This window comes from Microbulbifer jejuensis, from assembly GCF_047289955.1.
Lineage (GTDB): Bacteria > Pseudomonadota > Gammaproteobacteria > Pseudomonadales > Cellvibrionaceae > Microbulbifer.
Window position 1 is genome coordinate 37,836 of sequence record NZ_JBLBUB010000016.1, and the last position, 18,756, is coordinate 56,591.

An 18,756-nucleotide genomic window follows, 5' to 3' on the forward strand; every position below is an offset into this window, starting at 1 on the left:
CGAAACTAAAAGAGGCGAAACCGGTACAGTGATAAGGACCGCAGTCGGCGCAAGCTTGCCAGGAATAGTGACATGGCCAAAGCGGAGAAAATCAAAGCTCAAGTTCGCGCCAAAGTCGAGCATCCGTTTCTCACGATCAAGAGAATTTTCGGATACAGCAAAGTTCGCTATCGCGGTCTCGCGAAAACTACCGAGCGCCTGCATCTACTGGCGGGCTTTGCAAATCTGTTAAAGAGCAAAGATTACCTCCTCGCGTAGGAGAGGTGCGTCTACGATTCGCCAGGAGGCGGGTTGCAGTCGAAGATAGATGAAAATTCGAGCAATTATTTTTCCAAAATAAGGAAAATCCACGAAAAAGCTGATTTTTTACAAATTCCTGAACTTGCTCAGAGCTTCCCTAGATTTATTTTATAAAAGGAGAATGACATGTCATTTAAATGGAATCTGGTCTATTGCAAACCTGGCCAGGATGAAAGAGTAGAAGTCAACCTAGGCAAATTGGGGGTTTGAGGTTTTCAGGCTCAAGTTTGAGATTTAATTTACCGCCTCAGCCCCCACCGTTGCTTGCCACAGCGCAAATGGGAAAACGTGATGCGTAATCCAACGATCATACAACACACGCGTAGCGGGCATATAGCAAAAACCCGACATGCGCATGGTGAGCCTCGCGTCAAGCGGCTGTTACGAAGAAGTCACCATTTCATTAGTGCGCAGTCATGGTGTTTGATGCACCCCGCACGCAGGCGAAACCGGCGTTGGTGTGAGTTGGCACAATTGCGGCTCATTGTGGGTAGCAACCAGCGCGCTCCATGCATTGGTAACAGGCGGAAAGGGTGTTGTTTCCGGATGCTTAATCCACAACGGCTCACGGGTTCTCAGCAGGGTCGCAAGCTAAATCTTACCAGGGCGAGAAGATAAGGCCAGTACCAGTAGTCGAGTGGCCAGCTTCGCAGGTTTTTCTCTACATGCCGGTGTAATGGCTGAAGCGCATCAGCAGGATAAAGTCGAGCGTCCATGGCGCTATGTTTGTCGCCTTGCGGTTTCAGAAAAGCGCTTATCGTTGACGGCCAATGGACAGATTCGCTACGCGCTAAAAACACCGTATCGCAATGGTACCACCCATGTAACTTTTGAACCGCTGGATTTTATGGCTAAACTAGCGGTTTGATTTGTCTTAGTTTTTCAGCCGGATCTAACCGCTTTTTTCAGTAGCAGATCATGACCCGGCGCGTGCTCGAGTATGTCTGGGTAGAGCAACCGGTGGATCGGGCCTTTTAGCAGGCACAGTGCGCGCAGCTTCAGCCGTGCTTGCCAGGATTCCAACCCGTTGCGGCGAGGTAGCGCTGCCCCGACTCTGCAGCGGGCGCCTCCAGTTCCGTACCCATCGAGTCGTTCCAGCGGTTCAGATAACCAAACAGTGCAACCACAGCCAGAATTTCGACGATTTCGCCATCGTCCCAATATTTCCTGAGCTGTTCGGCAATCTCCTCGTTGGCACCGTTCGGTACCGAGGAGGCCGCGATGGCGAAGTCCAGTGCGGTGCGTTCGGCGTCGGTAAACAGCGGGCTTCGGGGATATTCCCAGATGTGTTCGAGTTTCTCGTCCGGCTCGCCGTAACGCTGGGCGGCCCGGATAGTGTGGGCCTGGCAGTATTGGCAGCCGGCGGCATGGCTGGCGACATAGCCGATCAGCCGTTTCAGGCCGCTGGTGACGCGTCCGTGGTTCTCCATCACCGCCTTGTTGAGATTGATAAAGGCTTTGGCGATCTCCGGGCGCCGTTGCATCGTGAGGACACTGTTGGGACAGAAGCCGAGGGTCTCATTGAAGAAGGCGGCGAGCTTGGCGACTTCTTCATTGTCGTCGGGGGAGAGAGGGAGGATCAGCGGCATATGGTCTCCATTTTTGTTCAGAAAAGGCTGGCGATAAAGATCGCTGCGATAGCGACTGGCACAAAGTAGCGGGCGAGCAGCCTCCAGGTTGGATACAGCACACCGTTGGCGCTACCGAACTCTTCGCGGCGCAACTGCTCACCGACCTTCCAGGCCACGAAAATCGATACCAGCAGCGCACCGAGTGGCGAGGCGAGATTGGCGACCAGGTGTTCGAGCCCCTGGAAAATCGACATGTCCCGCCAGGGCGGTATCCACGCGAGCGGCCGCACATGGGACAAGATATTGAACGAAAACACCGTCGACAATCCCACAAACCAGGCCACGGCCCCGGCACTGAGCGCAGCGCACTTACGCGAGAGGCCGCGATGCTGTTCAAGCCAGGAGACGGCCGGCTCGAACATCGAAAAAGCCGACGTCAGAGCCGCGAGCAGCAACAGCACGAAAAACAGGGTGCCGAAGAGCGCGCCGCCCGGGATCTGTCCGAAAGCGACGGGCAGCGTTACGAAGATCATTCCGGGACCGCCGGACGGTTTGAGACCGAATGCGAACACGATCGGAAATATCACCAGCCCGGTCAGGAGTGCAACCAGGGTATCGGCGCCGGCGATAACGCCCGCGGTGCGCGGAATCGATGCTTCGCGCCGCAGGTAAGAGCCGTAGACGATCATGCCCGCACCGCCGACGCTGAGGCTGATCAGGGCCTGGCCGACGGCGAGCAGCAGTACGTCGGCGTCGAGTTCGGAGAAATCCGGCTGGAACAGAAAACGCGCCGCTGCCGCGCCGTCGCCGACCGACATCGAATGCGCCACCAGCACAACCAGCAGCAGGGCGAGTCCCGGCATCATCCATTTGACCGCGACCTCGATACCACGGCGGATGCCGAACGCGACCACTACCAACGTGCAGCTCATAAAAACGCCGTGCCACAGGGCCTGGCGCAGGGGGTCAGCTTTCAGCGCATCGAACAGCGCCGCCGAGGTGTCCGCCTCCAGGCCGGCGAAGCGGCCGCTCAATGCCTTGAACAGATAATCGAAGATCCAGCCTGCAACCACGCTGAAAAATGTCAGTAACAGAAATGTGGTCAGGACCAGCAGCCAGCCGAGTTGCCGCCATCGCCGACTGAGCCCTTCGGTGGCGGCAATGCGCTCGAAGCAGTGATCGGGACTCGCCTGCCCGCGGCGACCGACCATAATGGTTGCGATTAGCGCCGGTAGCCCTATGCCCAGTACGAATAGCAGGTAGACGGCGATAAAGGCACCACCGCCGTTCTCGCCCGCAACATAGGGGAATCGCCAGATATTACCGAGGCCAACGGCGCTGCCGAGCGCGGCCAGCACGAAGACCATGTCCGAAGACCACTGCTCGTGCCCGCTACGGGCGGCCTCTTCCGTCCTTGCAGGCTTCTGGGCGACCTGTTCCATTCCCGCGTGCCTTTGTCGGTTTGGGAATAGAGAATATAAACACCCTTTTTTGTCAAATTCAACGAACGGGACCCAGCGTTCGGAAAAATCGTTTTCCAGCTTCAGTAAGGGGTCGGTAGATGATTCGCTTCTCATCCGTCAGTTGCTTCAGCTTCCGTAAGAGCTTTCCGTGCTCCACGTTGCTGTCGCAGCCGCGAACACCAGCGCGCCGGAACTGGAGCTGCTTGCAAAGGTTTCCGCCACAATGACCACCTGCCCGAGGGCGGACAAAAAATCTTCTGAATGCAGACTGCTTCAAAATAACGGTCACAGTGACTGAAATTCCCACTGGTATCTGGTCATATTGCCTGTGAAACTGCAGCACTATCCAGGTGGGCGTATCGCCAGGGGGTTCTCACTCTCGCCGGTTGGTATACCTCTGCGGTGCAGCCAGGGCAGCGTCACTTCCAGTGTTGCGTGACTACGGTAGCACCAGTACAGAGCGGAAGCTCACTGGCTTGCCGTACTGGTTGCGCTTACACAGCCATGGTGTAGTCCATGTTTGGTTTTCGCGGTGATACCCGCGAACGCTGAGTTACATGGCGCTTCGCGGGTGGAGCGATAATCGTTGCGGTATTTTTTATCTGTTTATTTTTCTTTAGACTGCGTCGGTGAAGCGGCCGGGCGCTTTGGCAGCAGACCTACCGTAATCCCTTTTTGTAAGGAATTCAATCAAGGTAAAGCTTTAGATGGCACTGAATTCATCTCTCCACCGGTTGGCGAGGTCTAATTCTGCGCACCAGGGCATCAGCTATCCGACCCCTGGGTATCCAGGGCCTGTTCGGTAAGGGATACCCGGGTCACATTTCAGTATTGGAGTGCCCTTTTTAAATAAACCGCCGTCTACAGACCTGCAAGTACGGTGATGCAGGAAGGGCGAGCTGGAACCCCGCCTTTTTCCGACGGCTTTTACCTGGCGTGGGGCCGTCTGCGCACGCTGGACAGATAATTCACCACTTTATCCGGGTGGTCAGTAAAGAGACCATCGACGTGCAGTTGGGTTACAGCGAAGTGTAAAAACCGGTTGAAGTTCTCAAACGCCTCCGGGATTTTTTCCGGATCGGCGCGGAAGGTGTAGGGATGTACCTGCAGCTGCCTGCGGTGCGCGCGGCGCACGACATTGTTTGCACGTGGCTGGCCGTTCTTGAATTCCATCAGCATCGGGTACCAGGGGCCGATCCCGTCTGCATAAGTGGCGACCTTGCGCAAGCCGCCCGGCTCCAGCATCCAGTCATAATCATAATGTTGGATGGCACCGTCAATTTCAATCTTTTTTTCCCCCAGTTTGTTTCAGCAATCAGCTGCACCAGAGGCAGATCCATAGCGAGAGCCGGCATCAGTTCAAACTTGATGCGCTGTAATTCCTCGGCGTCGAAGCACTGCAGGAATACTTTTTGTTGTCCGCTGGTATATCCGTATTGCTTGAGTGTATCCAGCGCAATGGCAGCAATATCCCTGCCCTCCCAATGGTGGAAATAGGGTTTCTTAATTTCCGGGTAGATGCCAATATCGTAGCCGAGGGATTTATTCAGCCCCTGTATCAGTTCGATTTCCTCCTCGAATGTAGAGAGCTGGAAACTGGATTTCCACACAGGAAACCGATGCGGATACCTGGCTTTGGGGCCATCCTCCCGCATAACAAAAGCTTCGCTAACCCGCAGTTTTTTTAACTCATCCAGGGTGAAGTCAATGGTGTAGAAGTGGCCATCTTCCCGGGCGCGGTCGGGGAATACTTCGGCAACATCCGTGGTGCTGTCCAGGGTGATGTCATGCATGATGATCAGGTGATTATCCTTGCTGAGCACCAGGTCCTGCTCAATATAATCCGGGCGCATGCCATAGGCCAGGGATTTGGCCTCCAGTGTGTGTTCCGGCAAATAGGCCGATGCACCGCGATGCGCAATCACCAGGGTGTTTTTGACGTTGCTCTCAGTGCTCTCCGCGCAAGTGAGCCCCGCCGCAATGGAAAAGAACAGGAATAAAACAGATAGAATTTTTTTGAACATTTCAAGGCCGTCCCATAGTGGTATGTAAGCCTTTCTAACAGAGCAATATGACAGGGATATATCAGGGCAGGGCGCGCAGTGTAAGGCGGAGATCTGTTGAGCCTGGTGTGGGGCACTGTGACTGGTTTCCCTGCAACCAGGCAAACTTTCAGGCACTTCCCGCCTACAGGGCGTGTTAAACATTTGGTTGGCTGATCACACGGTTTCTTCCCTGGGCCACAGGTGCTCTGTGAACTGTTGGCGTAGTGCTTTTTTACTGATTTTGCCCGTGGCTGTGTGGGGCAATGCGTCGACGATTACGCAGTCATCGGGAATCCACCATTTGGCGAACTGGTTTTGGAAGGCACTGAGAATTGTATCCGGGGCGAGGCTGGTGTTCGCTTCGGGTACAACTATCAGCAGTGGGCGCTCCGCCCACTTTTCGTGGGGTACACCGATCACAGCTGCCTCCGCGACACCTTCCAGAGTCATGGCGTAATTTTCCAGTTCGATTGAGGAAATCCATTCGCCACCCGACTTGATGACATCTTTGGTACGGTCGGTAATAGACAGGTAACCGAGGGGGTCTATGGTGGCGACATCGCCGGTATCAAACCAGCCATCCGTGGTCAGAGCCGATTCTTCCGCCTTGTAATAGCGCTCGCAGACCCAGGGGCCGCGCACTTGCAGGGCACCGAAGGCGCGGCCGTCGTGGGGCAGGAGGCTGCCCTGGGGATCGAGAATTCGCATCTCCACACCGAGCCCGGCCCGACCCTGTTTCAGACGCAGGTTTTTGGCTTCCTCTGGTGGGATTGACTCCGCTACTTGTGCGTTGTAGGTGCCGAGTGGGCTCATCTCGGTCATACCCCAGGCGTGGTGGGTGTAGACGCCGTGTTTCTGCTCGAACTCTTGCATGATGCTCCAGGGGCAGGCGGAACCGCCAACCACCACACGATTGAGGCTGGGAATGGTTTCGCCACTTTCGCGCAGGTATTTGAGCAGCGCTAACCAGACGGTGGGAACACCAGCGGCAATAGACACTGATTCCTCCTGCATCAGTTTGCTCAGGGTTTGTCCACACCCCATCCTGGGGCCGGGCAGGACCAGTTTGGCACCTACTGCCGGCGCGGCATAGGGGATAGCCCAGGCGTTGACATGGAACATGGGCACAACTGGGAGAATGGCTTCATTGTGCCGGATGGCAAAGGCATCCGGCATCAGCACACCATAGGTATGCAGGGCCATTGCGCGGTGGGAATAGAGCACACCCTTGGGCTTGCCCGTAGTGCCTGAGGTATAGCAGAGGGCCGCTGCACTCTCCTCGCGCAAATCCGGCCACTGGTATCCGCTCGACCCGGAAGAGAGAAGCTCCTCATAGCAGAAATAGCCCGATGGCAAATTTGCGGGCATATGCGCCCTGTCGGTCAGGACGATAATGCCTTCAACCGCGCTGAGTGTTTCCGCGATGGCCTGTACAAGTGGTACAAAGACCGGATCGATAAAAAGCCAGCGGTCTTCGGCGTGTTGGATAATATAGCCAATCTGCTCGGGGAAGAGACGCGGGTTAATGGTATGGCAGATGAGACCGCTGCAGGAAAGCGCATAGTAGAGTTCAAAATGCCGGTGGTCATTCCATGCCAGGGTGCCGATACGGTCACCACTGACTGCACCGAGCTCAGTCAGTGCATTGGCGAGCTGGCCCGCGCGTGCAAAAGCCTGTCGGTAGGTGTAACGATGTCTTGGATTGTCTGCGGTTACTGAGACGATCTCACTGTTTGGCGCATTGCCTAGTGCTTGGCGCATAATCCCGGTGAGAGTGAGTTGTGACTGCATCATCAAACCGTGCATCACTAACCTCCTATTATTGTATTTGTTGCGACCTGTGCGTCCAACGGATCAGGTGATCAGGTGGAGGAAGGCTGCCTGGAGTCGTGCGGATAACCGAGGTGATTACTGCACAATCTTGATCCACTGGCCGGATTTGGGTTCTCCACGGGGGTAGTACCCATTTAAAAGCCGCAGTTGCTCCTCTGCGTAATCACCGATTTCCATATGTTTAGCCAGGGAGGCAAAAGTGGTTTTTTCGTTTGCTTTTACATAGCGAAGACGCCTGATCTCTTTCTTCACCATATCAGTTTTGCGCAGGGGGCGGAAGCTGCGAATGCTGGTCAAAAACAGGTTGTCGTAGCCTTCGAGGGATTCTTTGTTCTCGATCGCGGGATCAGCTACCTTGCCTTCGAGCATAAACTGACGACTCCCATAGTAAATGACCGCGACTCTATCGGGCGCTGCACTCCCCTTTTTCGTAGCGGGTAATTTTCCTGTATGGCCCACAAGTCTATATTGCGTCAACTTTTCATCCTGTTCCAGTTTGCCTATAGCGTACTCTTCCCGAAGGGCCATATCCGCGGGCTGGTTACCATTGCGCTGGGCCACCTTGACGGTAATCGTTGCTTGGTTGTCCGGGGCAGTGCCAATAATTTCGGAGCGTTGGTTTGTCACTGTCCAGCCATCGGGAAACAGAAGGGAAAAACCCAGGCGTTTATGATTAAAACGGTTTTTTTTCGACTGTCTTGCATTGTCTCCATAGACCAGTCCATCGGTCTTCTCCCGGTAGTAGGCCACTTTGGTGGCACTGTCCGTTTCCGGTAATTTGCCCGCTGCTTTCACCACTTCCTGTAGGCGGATATCGTTGCGGGGGTGTGTGGAGAAGACACCGTGATAGGTCTGCTGCTTCTTGCCCTCTATGCGGGCGCGGCGCCGGGCAAAGGTCTCCTGGTCTTTTAGCAGGCCGATGACATTCATCATGGCTTCAGGGTCATAGCCTGCATTGAACATATACTGGGCGCCAAACCGGTCGGCTTCCAGTTCCATCTCACGTCCGTAGCCCTTTACTGCGGCAGTGGTCCACAAGTTGGCAACGTCGCCGACCACACCGCTGCCGGTGACCAATACCGAAAGTACCGATGCCACATTGGCGCCGGTGGCTGCCGTTTTCTGACGCACTGCGTGGCGTGCAGTGATATGGCCGATTTCATGGGCGAGGACAGCTGCCATCTCTGCCTCCGAATGCAGATAGGTCAGCAGGCCCCGGTTGATATAAATATACCCACCGGGCAGGGCAAAGGCATTGATATCCTGGCTGTCGATAATGGTGAAATGGTACTTGATGTCGGGTCGGTCGCTGGCGACGGCCACTTTTTGCCCCACATGGTTGACGTAAGCAGTGAGGACGGGGTCGTGATAAATCGGGGTGCTTTCAATCAGTTTCTCGTGCATCTCCTTGCCGATGGCGATCTCCTTATCCTCAGACATGAATACTAGGTCTGGTCGGTTCGTTGCCGGATTAAATGCGCATCCTGTATTCACCACAATCAACGTAATGGCGAACAGCCGGTAAAGATGGTTCATTAGCTTCTGCCTCCCTGAGTATTTGTTGATTCGGCGATCAACATTTATTTGGCTGTGCGTCCTGAAATACAATCCTTGCGGTAGCTCAAAGACCTGCACCTGTCTAGGGTTGGTGATGGTACCTCCCCGGTACCGGATTCCTGTTGCAATTTGTTTGGTCTTTTTTGAATTAGTACTTTTTACGAACTGGCGCCACGCAATGGCATCAAGAACTGTTGCAATTGTGCCGCCATGCCTTTACAAGCGTTGTTTTTGACTCTGGCAATCAGAGGAATCGGGATAACAATGGCGGGCATATAGGAGGTTCCCTTGGCATCCGCACTCAATTTTCCAGACAGCTCCCGGTCGCGAAAATCCCAGATGGAAGCTTCGTAATCGGATTCCTTGTCCCAGGTGCCGAAACCAAAGCAGCCCGCACCGCCAGTACTGATGGTGCAACTAATTGAGCCGGCACTGGCTGTCGTCTCCGTGGAGCCATCTATCCAGATTATATATTTTACCCCGTATGCCTCCATGCGCTCGCGCACACCAGCGTTTTCCAGCAGGCGATCGAGCGAGCGCACATGCATGGGCGCCGTGCGCGGCTCAAACCAGGGATACATAATGTCTACGAATTCCTTTTCTGGAATAATATGGACACCCAGCTCGGGGTTGTGCAGCTCGCTGCCAACACAGGAGATCAGGTCGGGTTCGGTTTCGTAGTCGCTGGAATGGCGGCGGCCCAGGATGACAACCGAGTCACCCATGGCAAGTTCGCCGTCGCTACGCCGGTACTCATCGATAACGATAGTGGTACAACCACTTAGGAAAATCAACGTAGAAACAAATACTGGCTTTAACACGACATACTCCCTCTATTCAAACTTTCTGGATTTCACTTTGAACTCCTGCAGAGATGCAGCCCTGAGTTTTCCGGAAAGGAACGCCCGAAGTTCAGGCACTTTTTCGAAACCCGTGTAGAGGGTTGCTCCCGCGTCACGCAGGGCAATATTGATTGCCTGGGCCAAGGCCTGTTCCTGGGTTTTCAGGAAGGCCGTGGGGGTTTTTCCATAGGCGGTAATCACCCAGTTGGCGAGCTGCTCCCCTTGGGGGTCGTAGGCATTGATCTCGTATTTGATCCACACTTCAAAAATATTCACCCGGGTTTCCCGCGGCATGGTGAATTGAAGCTCGCGCACTTCTGGCACTATGACTATTTCAACATTGGCGGGAATTTTTTGCGGAAATTGCGACAGGGAAACGGTATTGGAGAACATGGAGCTGAGAACAGTTTCAAACAGTTTCTTCTGCGCCTTGCCGGTACTGATATTCCATTCCTCGCGATCTTCACTGTCTTCGCGATAGGTGTAGTTCTTGAAACCCTCACTGAGAAAAATACCCACGGACAGTGGGATTTGTTCCCCTACGGGTGTAGGATAATCATCCGCCACTTGTACTGTATGGGAGCAAGATGACAATAACAGCAAGAGGCAGGCCATGGCCATCAGACGGATAGGGCAGTACTCCTTTATCCCGTGCTTCATATACTTCTCCAACTATCTGTTTGCTAGCGGAAATCGTTCAGCCCTACAAAGGTACCGCCATTGCGGTAGGTGAGTTCCCGCATAAGGGCTGCAAACCGAAGTCCGGTGGTTTGTAGATGGGGAGGGCGGGAAAACTGTATTGGGAAACCCACCGCATGAATGCGGATATTGCGCTTGTCTTCACCGTGCCGTGCATTTACCCGCTCTACTGCCAGCATGACATTGCGAATAGACTTGCCGGTGAATTCATCACCCAACACATAAATGCTGATTTTCTTGCTGGGATCGTAGAAGCTTCGCACCGCTTTTTGAATGCCTTCCACCGGGCTGGAGTTACTGAATGGGTTCCAGGTCTTGAGGCGCTTGAGGATAGCCTGACGGCGACCAGGGGTATCCGGAATCCACTTGTTACGGTAATTGAAAAACATGTAGTCGCCCATGTCGTTCATTACCTGGATGCCTTTTACCTCGGGGTAGAGGTCCAGCGTATTGACCATTTCATCCATCATGCGTTCCCAGCCGTAATTAAACATACTGCCTGAGGTGTCAACGATGAAAAGAATGTATTCACTGTCTACCGGAATCCCGCCGATGACATTATTTTTACGCTGGTAGTTCTCCCCAAGTAATCGGCGCATTTCATCAGTCATGGTTTGCAAGGCGATGGTCAGTTCGCCTTTCAGCCTGCCTTCCTCGTGTTGGCCTTCAGTTTTGCTGGCATAAACCGCCTGCAGCGCTTCAAGCTCTCCGCGCAGGTTGGCAATGCGCTTGCGCTCAATATCGATCTGTTCGCGCTTGGCATTGAGATCGCGGTTGAGAATCGTGGTTTCGCCACGGATTTCCATCAGCTGTTGCTGCAATTCGATGACCTGGGCCTCCAGGTCTACCTCAGTCTCTTCCAGAACAATGGGTTCGGCAGTTTTTGCAATCATCAACAGCAACACGATGGCGCCGAATCCGCAGCAGATCACGTCGAGAAAGGAAATACTGAACTCTTCCTGTCGCTTTTTTTTTCGTGAACCTATCATGGCCAGTCCCTTGACGGGGCCAGGAAGGAGCCCTGAGTCTGCATAGCCAGTTTCCAGAACTCGCTGGCGGCGAATGGATCTCCCTCCATGGGCGCCAGGATGATGTTGACGGGAATATTCTTGGGGAGCACTTTAACGGCACTTTTGAACAGATTGCGCCTGTTCCTACCGGAAATCGTGCTGCCTCTGGGCGGCTTCATTCCCTGGGTGGGCAAACCATCCGTAATCAGAATAATGTTGTCCGGTAAAGGCGTCATGGCGTGAATGGCGTTGAAAACCCTTTCCAGGCTGGTACCGTTTTCAGGTACTATCTCATTCAGCTCTTTGATGGCCTGATCCAACTGGTCGCGATCATCCACATTGAGCCAGCGGTCTTCCGTACCAGCAATAGCAGCGCGGAATGACGTATTAAAAGTATAGATCTGGTACCGGCTATCCGGCGGTAATTGTGCCGTTAGCCAGGAAACCGTATTGACCGCCCTGCGCCACTTCTCGGTTTGGCGTTTGATCCTTGATGACATATTTCGGGCGCGGATGATTTTTATCAGTTCGTCTCCCAGCATGGAGGCGGATGCATCCAGTAGAATAAGAATGCGGTTGCCTCCCAGACGCAGACCGGTGAGGTATTGGCGATCGCCATCGCCGATATACTTGCGTACATTATTGCCGAGCTTTTTGTTTTCCTTCTCGAGATTTTTCTTGGCCTGCTCTAGCTTTTTCAGCTTATCCCGCAGTCTTTTTATGTCCTCCTGTTCGTCCACACTATCCACTTCGGCGATATTGCCTTTTACCTCTTCTATTTGCTCCAGTATCCGGCGGGCGAGACCCTGTGTTTGGGCCAACTCATCGCTGGTGGTATCCAGGGTATTGCGTGCTTGCACCAGGTGTTCCTGGCCAAATTCGACTTCTTCCTGCAGCAGATTGACTTCGGCGCTCAGGTTCTCGGCTTCGATTTCAATCTCGTGATCTGAGCCATGCTTGATGATTAGGAAGATCAGGGCCACGGCACCAAACCCACAGGACATGATGTCGAGAAAAGAGAGGCTGAAAGTGGAAAAACGACGCTGTTTACGTCTCATAGTGCTCCACACTGATTGCGGTTATCGCATCGTGCCTATCCGCAATCCCAATTCTGTCGCCCGCATTTAGATTGATTGGCGCCGTAATTTCCTCTCCGTTGAGCATCAGGCACACACCGGCGTCCACCCGCAGAGCCAGCCTGCCAGCGTGGTTGGTAACCGTTGCAGCGGGGTGCTCAGGCGGAGTGGAGGTCACCTGAAATTTATCCTCGTGCCAGAAGACAAATAGGGGTTGATGTGCCCCTAGCGCGCGATGCCCGAACAGAAGATGTGTTGCCCCTATCTCAGATGGGCAGTCTACCTGCACGGTGACCTCGTTTTCGGGCAGGGCGCTGACACTATTGATCAGGCGTAGCGCCGGGGTGTCACTGCGCAGTTCCTTCCAACGTCTGCTAATTGATTGAACGATGCAATCTCTGGGAAGAAGATACATGCGTTGCGCCAGTTGGATACCCCCGGGGATTTCTGCCCAGCGATGTGAAATAAATTTTACACTGGCACTTTCCTCAAGGTTTTCAATCATTGCCCGCACCCGTGAAAGTATCGGGGTAGTGGCGTCCTGTAGCTGCCGAAGAGTGACTTTTGCCGTGCGGTCATCCAGTTCTGCTAGTACTTCTCCCTGTCGCATGGCGCGATTTACCCATTGTGGCATCAAATCGTACAGCTGTTGTTCGGACCCGGCGGAATGCAGTGGGTCAAAGCGGCATTGCATAACAAAAGCATCGGTAAATACGCGCGCCCAGGCTTCCTGGAAGTGATGCAAACCGGCATCGGCGATGGCTTCTGCAGCAGTGATTGTTGCCTGCTGACTCACCTCAATGCGGGACACCAGGGTCTGGTGCAGCTGTAATTCGACATGGAGCTGAACACCGGTGGGGGAGAGGTTTCCCGTACAGGCGGTGGCGGTGTCGACCAGGCCGACGACATGAATGCCGCTCTCTTTCAGCACGCCGAGCAGCAGCGCGAGCTGCTCACGGGTAAAGTTTCCGGGCACGGCGACAATCAATTCATCGGGCAGGTCGCAAAGTTCGCTGATCTCCTTCAGGTGGCAGTAGGCAAGATCCGCATGGTGGCGACAGCGCAGGTTCTCGGATTTCAGTGATTCAAGGCTCAATCTGTGCCAAAACTGATTGTTCACCTGGGTGGGGTGGCTGCGTGTGCGCATTTGAGCGGCGGTACCTACGTGGATACTCCGCGGTTCAATCACTGCTATACCTGGGCTCTCCAACACCTCTACAGTGCCGGAGAAAACCCTCAAACCACAGTCATTGATTTCAAGGACACCTTGTCCCATGGATTATTCCTCGCAGCGGTTAAACAAAATACTGGTGTTTGGTGCCCAGTTAGCTGATTTTTAAAAATCGCAGAAGGCGATTGTCACAGTAATTTTGTGTGTCCAAAACCAACCGTTCCTGCATCAGTTGTAACTGGTGGGTAAAAAACATAATGACAATACTGATGACCAAAGCGATGAATGTGGAGTTAAAGGCGACACCCAAACTCACGGTAACGCCAGCAATATCGCCCTCTACGGCCTTGTGTGCCTGCGAAAGTGCTTCGCCGATACCCCGTACAGTGCCGATAAAACCAATCGAGGGAATGGCCCAGGTAATGTAGCGGACCATGGCCAGTTCTGAATCGAGCCGGTCACCCTCGGTTTCACAGACCTCTTTGACTGAATTGGAAACTGCCGCCACATTTTGGGTTGACCCGAACCGTTGCAGCGCAGTGAGCAGGGCCCTGGGGACAAGAAAGCGGCGTTCACTCTCGGGCAGCGCCTGTATCGGGCGGGAGAGATCACGGGTGTCCTCGGGCAATATTGATGTGCCCTCGCTGATATTCAGCAGGGCTTTGTCGAGTAATTTCCGTTCACGCATACTGCGCTGGGCCTTCAGTATCATAATCGCCATCGCCCAGAGCATCAGTACAAAGCAAGCTTCCTGTTCGTAGTCGCGCATCACAATATAGATGGAACGCTGTTGCACGTAGGTCTCACCAGCAGCTTCGCGCGCTAATTGTTCTTCGATTAATGCATCGGCATTGGGGCGGATGATTGCAACATAGATCGCGTGAACAAGAATGATCGAACCCAGAAATGCAAATAACTGGAAAATAAATTCTGATGATTTAAAGTTCATAATTGTACTCTTGGAAATCCTTTCTATATATCCACGGGATAGGAAACCGAGAGGTCCTCGGAAATTTCCTCTGAGGCTTTGTAATCGTCAGAGCGTTTCCCATCACTTTTATTGTTCTCTACCTCATTTTTTTTTTGCACAACGGTATTGTCTGATACCCTTTCAGCGTCCTGTTTATCCTGGGCAAAAAGGGGGAGTGAAAGGAAAAGGAAAAGAATAAGATTGTTGCGGAACATGTCGCCCTCCTAGTTTATCCAGCGCGCTATTCTGAATCCGATATCATTGCGCGGTGCCTCTCCGTAGTCCCGGTAAGACAAACGCAACTCTGTCAGCCCTGAGTGGCGCCAACTGGAGCCGCGAATTACATGGTAGTCACCATCCTGCGGACCCATGGGATTTTCCTCACGGCGTGTTGAGAGGCCAGTACCGATGGTGTAGAGGTCGTGTATCCATTCTGAGACATTACCACCCAGGTCGTGAATGCCCAGGGGATTGGCGTTGTAGCTGGCGACGGGAGCTGTTGCCGCATAGCGGTCGCTGTATGTGCGCATGACGGTTGGAAGCAGTTTTGCAGCATGGCTGTCGGCATAATTTCCGGAGTTATCGCTAACTGGAAGCGTATTGCCCCAGGGGTATTTACGCATGGCGCCCCTGTCGTAACGTGCCAGCCAGGCCCACTCTGCTTCCGTAGGCAGACGGTAACCGTTTGCCGCAGAGTCGAATCCGATGATCCCCCCTTGTCCGGTCAGGTATACCGGCGTTAAACCGTCACGCTGACTCAGCCAGTTGCAGAAAAGAGTGGCGTCGGCCCAACTGATATTGACCACAGGCAGGTTATCGTTATCCAGGCTCACACCATTGACATGGCTTGAGCTGTGCATACGTTTATATTGGCGGTACTCTCGATTGGTGACTTCTGTAGTGCCTATATAGAAGGGACGGGTAAGGGATACTTGACGCATGACCTCATTGGCGCGGCGCCCCTGTTCACGACGGGAAGAGCCCATGGTAAAGACGGTATTGGGGCGCATCAATTTCATGGTTCCGCCCGCGCCGTGGCGAAACTCCGATGGCACCTTGTCCCAGCGTGCCTGCTCGGAAGAGAGGAGGACCGCGCGCACCGTTTGTTGCAGTTTGGCACTGGGTACAATACTGGTATCAAACTCTGCATACCCCTCCTTGCGCACGACGATACTGTGACTTTTGGCGGGGAGGTTGAAAGTCTGACCACTTATCCCGGCGTACTGTCCATCAATATAAACTTCGGCATCGGCGGGGACACTGGTTATATGGACCCTGCCATAAATCGCACTCAGGTTGATACTGAGATCGCGCTCCATGCCAGCACCCAGATCAATGGTGTGTTCGACCGAGGTATAGCCGTCCTTGAAAAAGCGCAGCCGATGAATTTCCCCTGACGAGAGTTCCAGTTTTAAAGGTGTGTGCCCGCGAAATTCACCATTGACGGTGACTCCTGCACCCTCAGGAACCGTGACGACCCGCAGCAGTCCGTCGGCCGGGCCCAGGTGCACCCTGGCCAGGGTCTGATCCACACCGGCAGTGACCGTCACGGGAATATCCACTGTCTTGTGATCCGGAAGTGAGACAGAGACAGTTTGATTTCCCTGGATTAATTCAGCAGTAAGTGGTGTGGTACCGAGGACGGTTCCATTGACCGTGACTGTGGCCCCAATAGGATTACTGCTGATATGTATATTGGCCCAGGCGGGGCGGAGCTTTGCCTGTAGGCGATGGGTATTGCCCAATCCCTCAATCTCTATCTCCTGTGTAAAGGGCAGGTAGCGATCAGAGAGCACGGTCACTTGCATGATCCCGGCGGCAACCTTTTCTACCAGCCCATTTTCGTTGCGCACCTCATGACCATTGATGAGTACTCTGATCGGCACCGCAGGGTCACTTTCCACCTGTAACCTGCCCGGTAATTTTTCCAGGGTAACAGTGTGGCGGCTGTGCCCATCACCAGTGACCTCTATTTTTCCACTTTTGGGTAGATAGCCCTCGGCACTGATGGTGAAGCGGTAACTGCCTGGCAACACCAGGTGACCATCACCCAAAGGGAGGGCAAGGCCACTAATACTGATGTTTGCATTGGCGGGCTTGGTATCGAAGATCAGAGACCGTGCACTCACCAGGTAAATGAGTGCGAGCAGGCCCAGTACCAGACAAAATGACACAACCAGGGCACGCTTGGAGAACAATAGGCGGGTGCGGGTGGCGTTTAGTTGTACTGGCGTAAAACCGATAGGTTCGATGAAGGGGGAATCATCGAGCGCAGATTTTTCATCGCGGACAGGTACTGCCTCTTTCACTGCCATGTTTGCTTCCCTATCGCTGCGCACTTATGGACTTATCGCAATTGCTCTGGCGTTGGTACGTCTGTGCCGAAACGGATACACCGATGTCGCGAAAGCGGGGGTGAATGTCTAACGGTGTGCAACAAAGCTTAGCTCGCAGGTACTGAGGGCATAGCGCCTGGCTGGCCGTTTGACACAAAATCCCTCTTTTCGCGACAACGAGCGAGCATTTCTATTTCGGTACCGATACTCAATAATAACGTTATTTTTTAGAGTGGTACCCATGAGCAGGGTTCTTGTCTCTAGCTGTTATTGACGCCGTTTATTTTATCAGCGCACTGAATGACGATTTCTGTGACGGGTTTGCCGGGTATAACAATAAATTCACGCCGCACATCCCTGTAGCCTTCGCGAGTGCCTACAGCGGTATAGCGACCAGGTTTTAGTGCAATTTCGCGCTGGTCAAAGCTGCCCAGCCTGCCCACATGATAAATGGTGACGTGCGTGCTGCGATCGGACTTAAAGCGTACTGGTAATGGAATCATTGCCTGTGTGAGCGCATGCTCAAGATCCTTGATTTGGCCTTGTAAGCGTGGCGTCTGTGCGTTGAGCGTGCGTGCATCTGCAAGCACCTGTCGGGCCATGGAATTGCGCTTTTGTTCGCCCAGAGTCAGGGGATCCTTGAGTAGGTCCTGCATTTTGTCATCGAGCCGGGCTCTTGCAGTAGTACGCGCCTTTCCCGTGATTGCGGCGACCAGACTGGCATCTTTTTTAACCAGGGTGGTATAGCTGAGTAAGGCCTCATGCCAAGCCTCCCTGTCTTCCTCTTTACGGGCTTGGTGAAATAATCGATCAATTTCTTCTCTCTCAGCACCATTGCGGGCCTGGGTCAGGCCAATGCCGGGCGCTTTGGCATGGGGTTGCAGTTTCTGTGCCTGTTTAAAGTATTTTTTTGCAGATGCATAATGCTTGCCCGCGATGGCGGCGTATCCTGCCGACATGGCATCCTGATAATTTCGCTCAGTAATCTCCAGGAGGACTTTTTTCAGCAATGCCTTTGCTGGCACTGTTTCGGTGTCGATAGCGAGTGCTTTTTGCAAGACATTTTTTGCCAGGTCCAGGTTTCCATCCAGATAAGCAGCTTTGCCATGAATATAGTTCCACCAAGCCAGGGGTAGCCGGTCTGAACGCTCGAGTCCCTTTTTTCCTCTGGGGTGGCGTTCAGAAATAGTCAGCACCAGTTTAAATGCGTCTGCCGCAGCTGCCCGGTTGCCCTTTTCGAGAGCCTGGTTTCCTTCAGTGATGTGTTTTTCCAGGCGGTCGGGGATACTCTCACGCAGTGATTCCAGAGCCTGCAGGGCTTCTCTGTATTTTTCCAGTGCTTGCAGGAATTGCCGCTTGCGGTAAATCCCGTCTGCCTCTAACGCGAGACCCTCAGCCGCGGTGAATTCCCCGAATGCCCATACTTTCACCCGTCTCTCCAGCAATTCTTCCTTTAGGGCGAGAATGTCTTGTAGCGTCTCCTGTACGTTTCGACGCTGCTGCATAATCTCCGCATCGCTATAAGGGGAAGCCTGCCCAGAATTGACGGATTTATCAGTTTTTACAGAAACCTTGTCGGTGTGCTCCAGGCCCAATTGCGGTTTGTCTATCACTCTGGGCAATCCCCAGAAGACCCCAACCAGAGCACAAACCAGCACAATACCAATGGATATTGGCCAATAGGATTTCCCCCGAGGATATTTGTCAACGCGCTCAACTGAGTTGTCGGGCTTATGCGCCTTCTCACCGCCAAAAGTGAATTCGGCTGGTTCAATGGGGGCTAAATCTTCCTTGGAGTGTTCGCGGGGCTGCATAATGGTTCCGCCGTGTTATTCATGTCTCCAGTGAAGATTTCGGGCGTTTTGAAAAGACAACCAGGTTAG

At 53.6% G+C, this 18,756-nt stretch carries 15 protein-coding genes and 2 pseudogenes; 2 read left to right on the forward strand and 15 right to left on the reverse strand.

The annotated features are described in order from the left end of the window. Together ACL7TT_RS11825 and ACL7TT_RS11830 are read left to right on the forward strand one after the other, a co-directional pair. Nucleotides 1-258 (forward strand): annotated as a pseudogene (locus ACL7TT_RS11825) (transposase); the annotation flags it as partial. Between the two features lie 640 nt (nucleotides 259-898). Then, nucleotides 899-1,162: pseudogene (locus ACL7TT_RS11830) on the forward strand (transposase); the annotation flags it as partial. A 136-nt stretch (nucleotides 1,163-1,298) separates the two neighbouring features. On the opposite strand, the gene ACL7TT_RS11835 reads toward ACL7TT_RS11830, so the two are convergent. The 15 genes from ACL7TT_RS11835 to ACL7TT_RS11905 all read right to left on the reverse strand — a co-directional run bounded on the left by ACL7TT_RS11835 (nucleotide 1,299) and on the right by ACL7TT_RS11905 (nucleotide 18,687). Then, nucleotides 1,299-1,889, reverse strand: a complete 591-nt coding sequence (locus tag ACL7TT_RS11835) for a carboxymuconolactone decarboxylase family protein (RefSeq protein ID WP_413395653.1) — start codon at nucleotides 1,887-1,889, stop codon at nucleotides 1,299-1,301. Nucleotides 1,890-1,906: 17 nt separating this feature from the next. After that, entirely contained in the window at nucleotides 1,907-3,313 is a 1,407-nt protein-coding gene (locus tag ACL7TT_RS11840) for a sodium-dependent transporter (protein ID WP_413395655.1), read from the reverse strand. A 948-nt stretch (nucleotides 3,314-4,261) separates the two neighbouring features. Further along, nucleotides 4,262-4,579 (reverse strand): glycerophosphodiester phosphodiesterase family protein, encoded by a 318-nt coding sequence (locus ACL7TT_RS11845; RefSeq protein WP_413395657.1) that lies wholly within the window; start codon nucleotides 4,577-4,579, stop codon nucleotides 4,262-4,264. Continuing rightward, entirely contained in the window at nucleotides 4,507-5,358 is an 852-nt protein-coding gene (gene glpQ / locus ACL7TT_RS11850) for a glycerophosphodiester phosphodiesterase (protein ID WP_413395659.1), read from the reverse strand. Before glpQ ends, ACL7TT_RS11845 begins: the two co-directional genes overlap by 73 nt. 195 nt (nucleotides 5,359-5,553) lie before the next feature. Next, entirely contained in the window at nucleotides 5,554-7,185 is a 1,632-nt protein-coding gene (locus ACL7TT_RS11855) for a long-chain fatty acid--CoA ligase (RefSeq protein WP_299945562.1), read from the reverse strand. Nucleotides 7,186-7,287: 102 nt separating this feature from the next. Further along, a complete protein-coding gene (locus ACL7TT_RS11860) occupies nucleotides 7,288-8,652 on the reverse strand; it encodes a M48 family metalloprotease (protein WP_413395661.1) in 1,365 nt (454 codons plus the stop codon). A gap of 275 nt (nucleotides 8,653-8,927) precedes the next feature. Beyond that, complete coding sequence (locus ACL7TT_RS11865) at nucleotides 8,928-9,590, reverse strand: hypothetical protein (RefSeq protein WP_299945567.1); 663 nt, start codon at nucleotides 9,588-9,590, stop codon at nucleotides 8,928-8,930. Between the two features lie 12 nt (nucleotides 9,591-9,602). Further along, on the reverse strand, nucleotides 9,603-10,271 hold the full coding sequence (locus ACL7TT_RS11870) for a hypothetical protein (protein ID WP_299945570.1): 669 nt from the start codon (nucleotides 10,269-10,271) through the stop codon (nucleotides 9,603-9,605). 23 nt (nucleotides 10,272-10,294) lie between these two features. Then, nucleotides 10,295-11,299, reverse strand: coding sequence for a VWA domain-containing protein (locus tag ACL7TT_RS11875; protein ID WP_413395663.1), 1,005 nt, complete (start codon nucleotides 11,297-11,299; stop codon nucleotides 10,295-10,297). Further along, a complete protein-coding gene (locus ACL7TT_RS11880) occupies nucleotides 11,296-12,378 on the reverse strand; it encodes a vWA domain-containing protein (protein ID WP_299945575.1) in 1,083 nt (360 codons plus the stop codon). Before ACL7TT_RS11880 ends, ACL7TT_RS11875 begins: the two co-directional genes overlap by 4 nt. After that, nucleotides 12,368-13,672: an ATP-binding cassette domain-containing protein gene (locus ACL7TT_RS11885; RefSeq protein ID WP_299945577.1), complete on the reverse strand. Its 1,305-nt coding sequence runs from the start codon at nucleotides 13,670-13,672 to the stop codon at nucleotides 12,368-12,370. The genes ACL7TT_RS11880 and ACL7TT_RS11885 overlap by 11 nt, the downstream gene beginning before the upstream one ends. A 49-nt stretch (nucleotides 13,673-13,721) precedes the next feature. Continuing rightward, on the reverse strand, nucleotides 13,722-14,516 hold the full coding sequence (locus ACL7TT_RS11890) for a MotA/TolQ/ExbB proton channel family protein (protein WP_299945579.1): 795 nt from the start codon (nucleotides 14,514-14,516) through the stop codon (nucleotides 13,722-13,724). Nucleotides 14,517-14,539: 23 nt separating this feature from the next. Further along, a complete protein-coding gene (locus ACL7TT_RS11895; protein WP_299945581.1) occupies nucleotides 14,540-14,752 on the reverse strand; it encodes a hypothetical protein in 213 nt (70 codons plus the stop codon). 9 nt (nucleotides 14,753-14,761) lie between these two features. Further along, nucleotides 14,762-16,852 carry a PEGA domain-containing protein gene (locus ACL7TT_RS11900; protein WP_413395666.1) on the reverse strand — a complete coding sequence of 697 codons (2,091 nt, stop codon included), beginning with the start codon at nucleotides 16,850-16,852 and terminating at the stop codon, nucleotides 14,762-14,764. Nucleotides 16,853-17,133: 281 nt separating this feature from the next. Next, nucleotides 17,134-18,687, reverse strand: a complete 1,554-nt coding sequence (locus ACL7TT_RS11905) for a tetratricopeptide repeat protein (RefSeq protein WP_413395668.1) — start codon at nucleotides 18,685-18,687, stop codon at nucleotides 17,134-17,136. Nucleotides 18,688-18,756 lie beyond the last annotated feature (69 nt).

Coding starts and splice junctions, on each gene's coding strand:
- ACL7TT_RS11905 (WP_413395668.1), bottom strand. CDS start 18,687: ATGCAGCCCCGCGAACACTCCAAGGAAGATTTAGCCCCCATTGAACCA.
- ACL7TT_RS11895 (WP_299945581.1), bottom strand. CDS start 14,752: ATGTTCCGCAACAATCTTATTCTTTTCCTTTTCCTTTCACTCCCCCTT.
- ACL7TT_RS11870 (WP_299945570.1), bottom strand. CDS start 10,271: ATGAAGCACGGGATAAAGGAGTACTGCCCTATCCGTCTGATGGCCATG.
- ACL7TT_RS11855 (WP_299945562.1), bottom strand. CDS start 7,185: ATGCACGGTTTGATGATGCAGTCACAACTCACTCTCACCGGGATTATG.
- ACL7TT_RS11880 (WP_299945575.1), bottom strand. CDS start 12,378: ATGAGACGTAAACAGCGTCGTTTTTCCACTTTCAGCCTCTCTTTTCTC.
- glpQ (WP_413395659.1), bottom strand. CDS start 5,358: ATGTTCAAAAAAATTCTATCTGTTTTATTCCTGTTCTTTTCCATTGCG.
- ACL7TT_RS11860 (WP_413395661.1), bottom strand. CDS start 8,652: ATGTCTGAGGATAAGGAGATCGCCATCGGCAAGGAGATGCACGAGAAA.
- ACL7TT_RS11900 (WP_413395666.1), bottom strand. CDS start 16,852: ATGGCAGTGAAAGAGGCAGTACCTGTCCGCGATGAAAAATCTGCGCTC.
- ACL7TT_RS11885 (WP_299945577.1), bottom strand. CDS start 13,672: ATGGGACAAGGTGTCCTTGAAATCAATGACTGTGGTTTGAGGGTTTTC.
- ACL7TT_RS11845 (WP_413395657.1), bottom strand. CDS start 4,579: ATGCTGGAGCCGGGCGGCTTGCGCAAGGTCGCCACTTATGCAGACGGG.
- ACL7TT_RS11875 (WP_413395663.1), bottom strand. CDS start 11,299: ATGATAGGTTCACGAAAAAAAAAGCGACAGGAAGAGTTCAGTATTTCC.
- ACL7TT_RS11835 (WP_413395653.1), bottom strand. CDS start 1,889: ATGCCGCTGATCCTCCCTCTCTCCCCCGACGACAATGAAGAAGTCGCC.
- ACL7TT_RS11890 (WP_299945579.1), bottom strand. CDS start 14,516: ATGAACTTTAAATCATCAGAATTTATTTTCCAGTTATTTGCATTTCTG.
- ACL7TT_RS11840 (WP_413395655.1), bottom strand. CDS start 3,313: ATGGAACAGGTCGCCCAGAAGCCTGCAAGGACGGAAGAGGCCGCCCGT.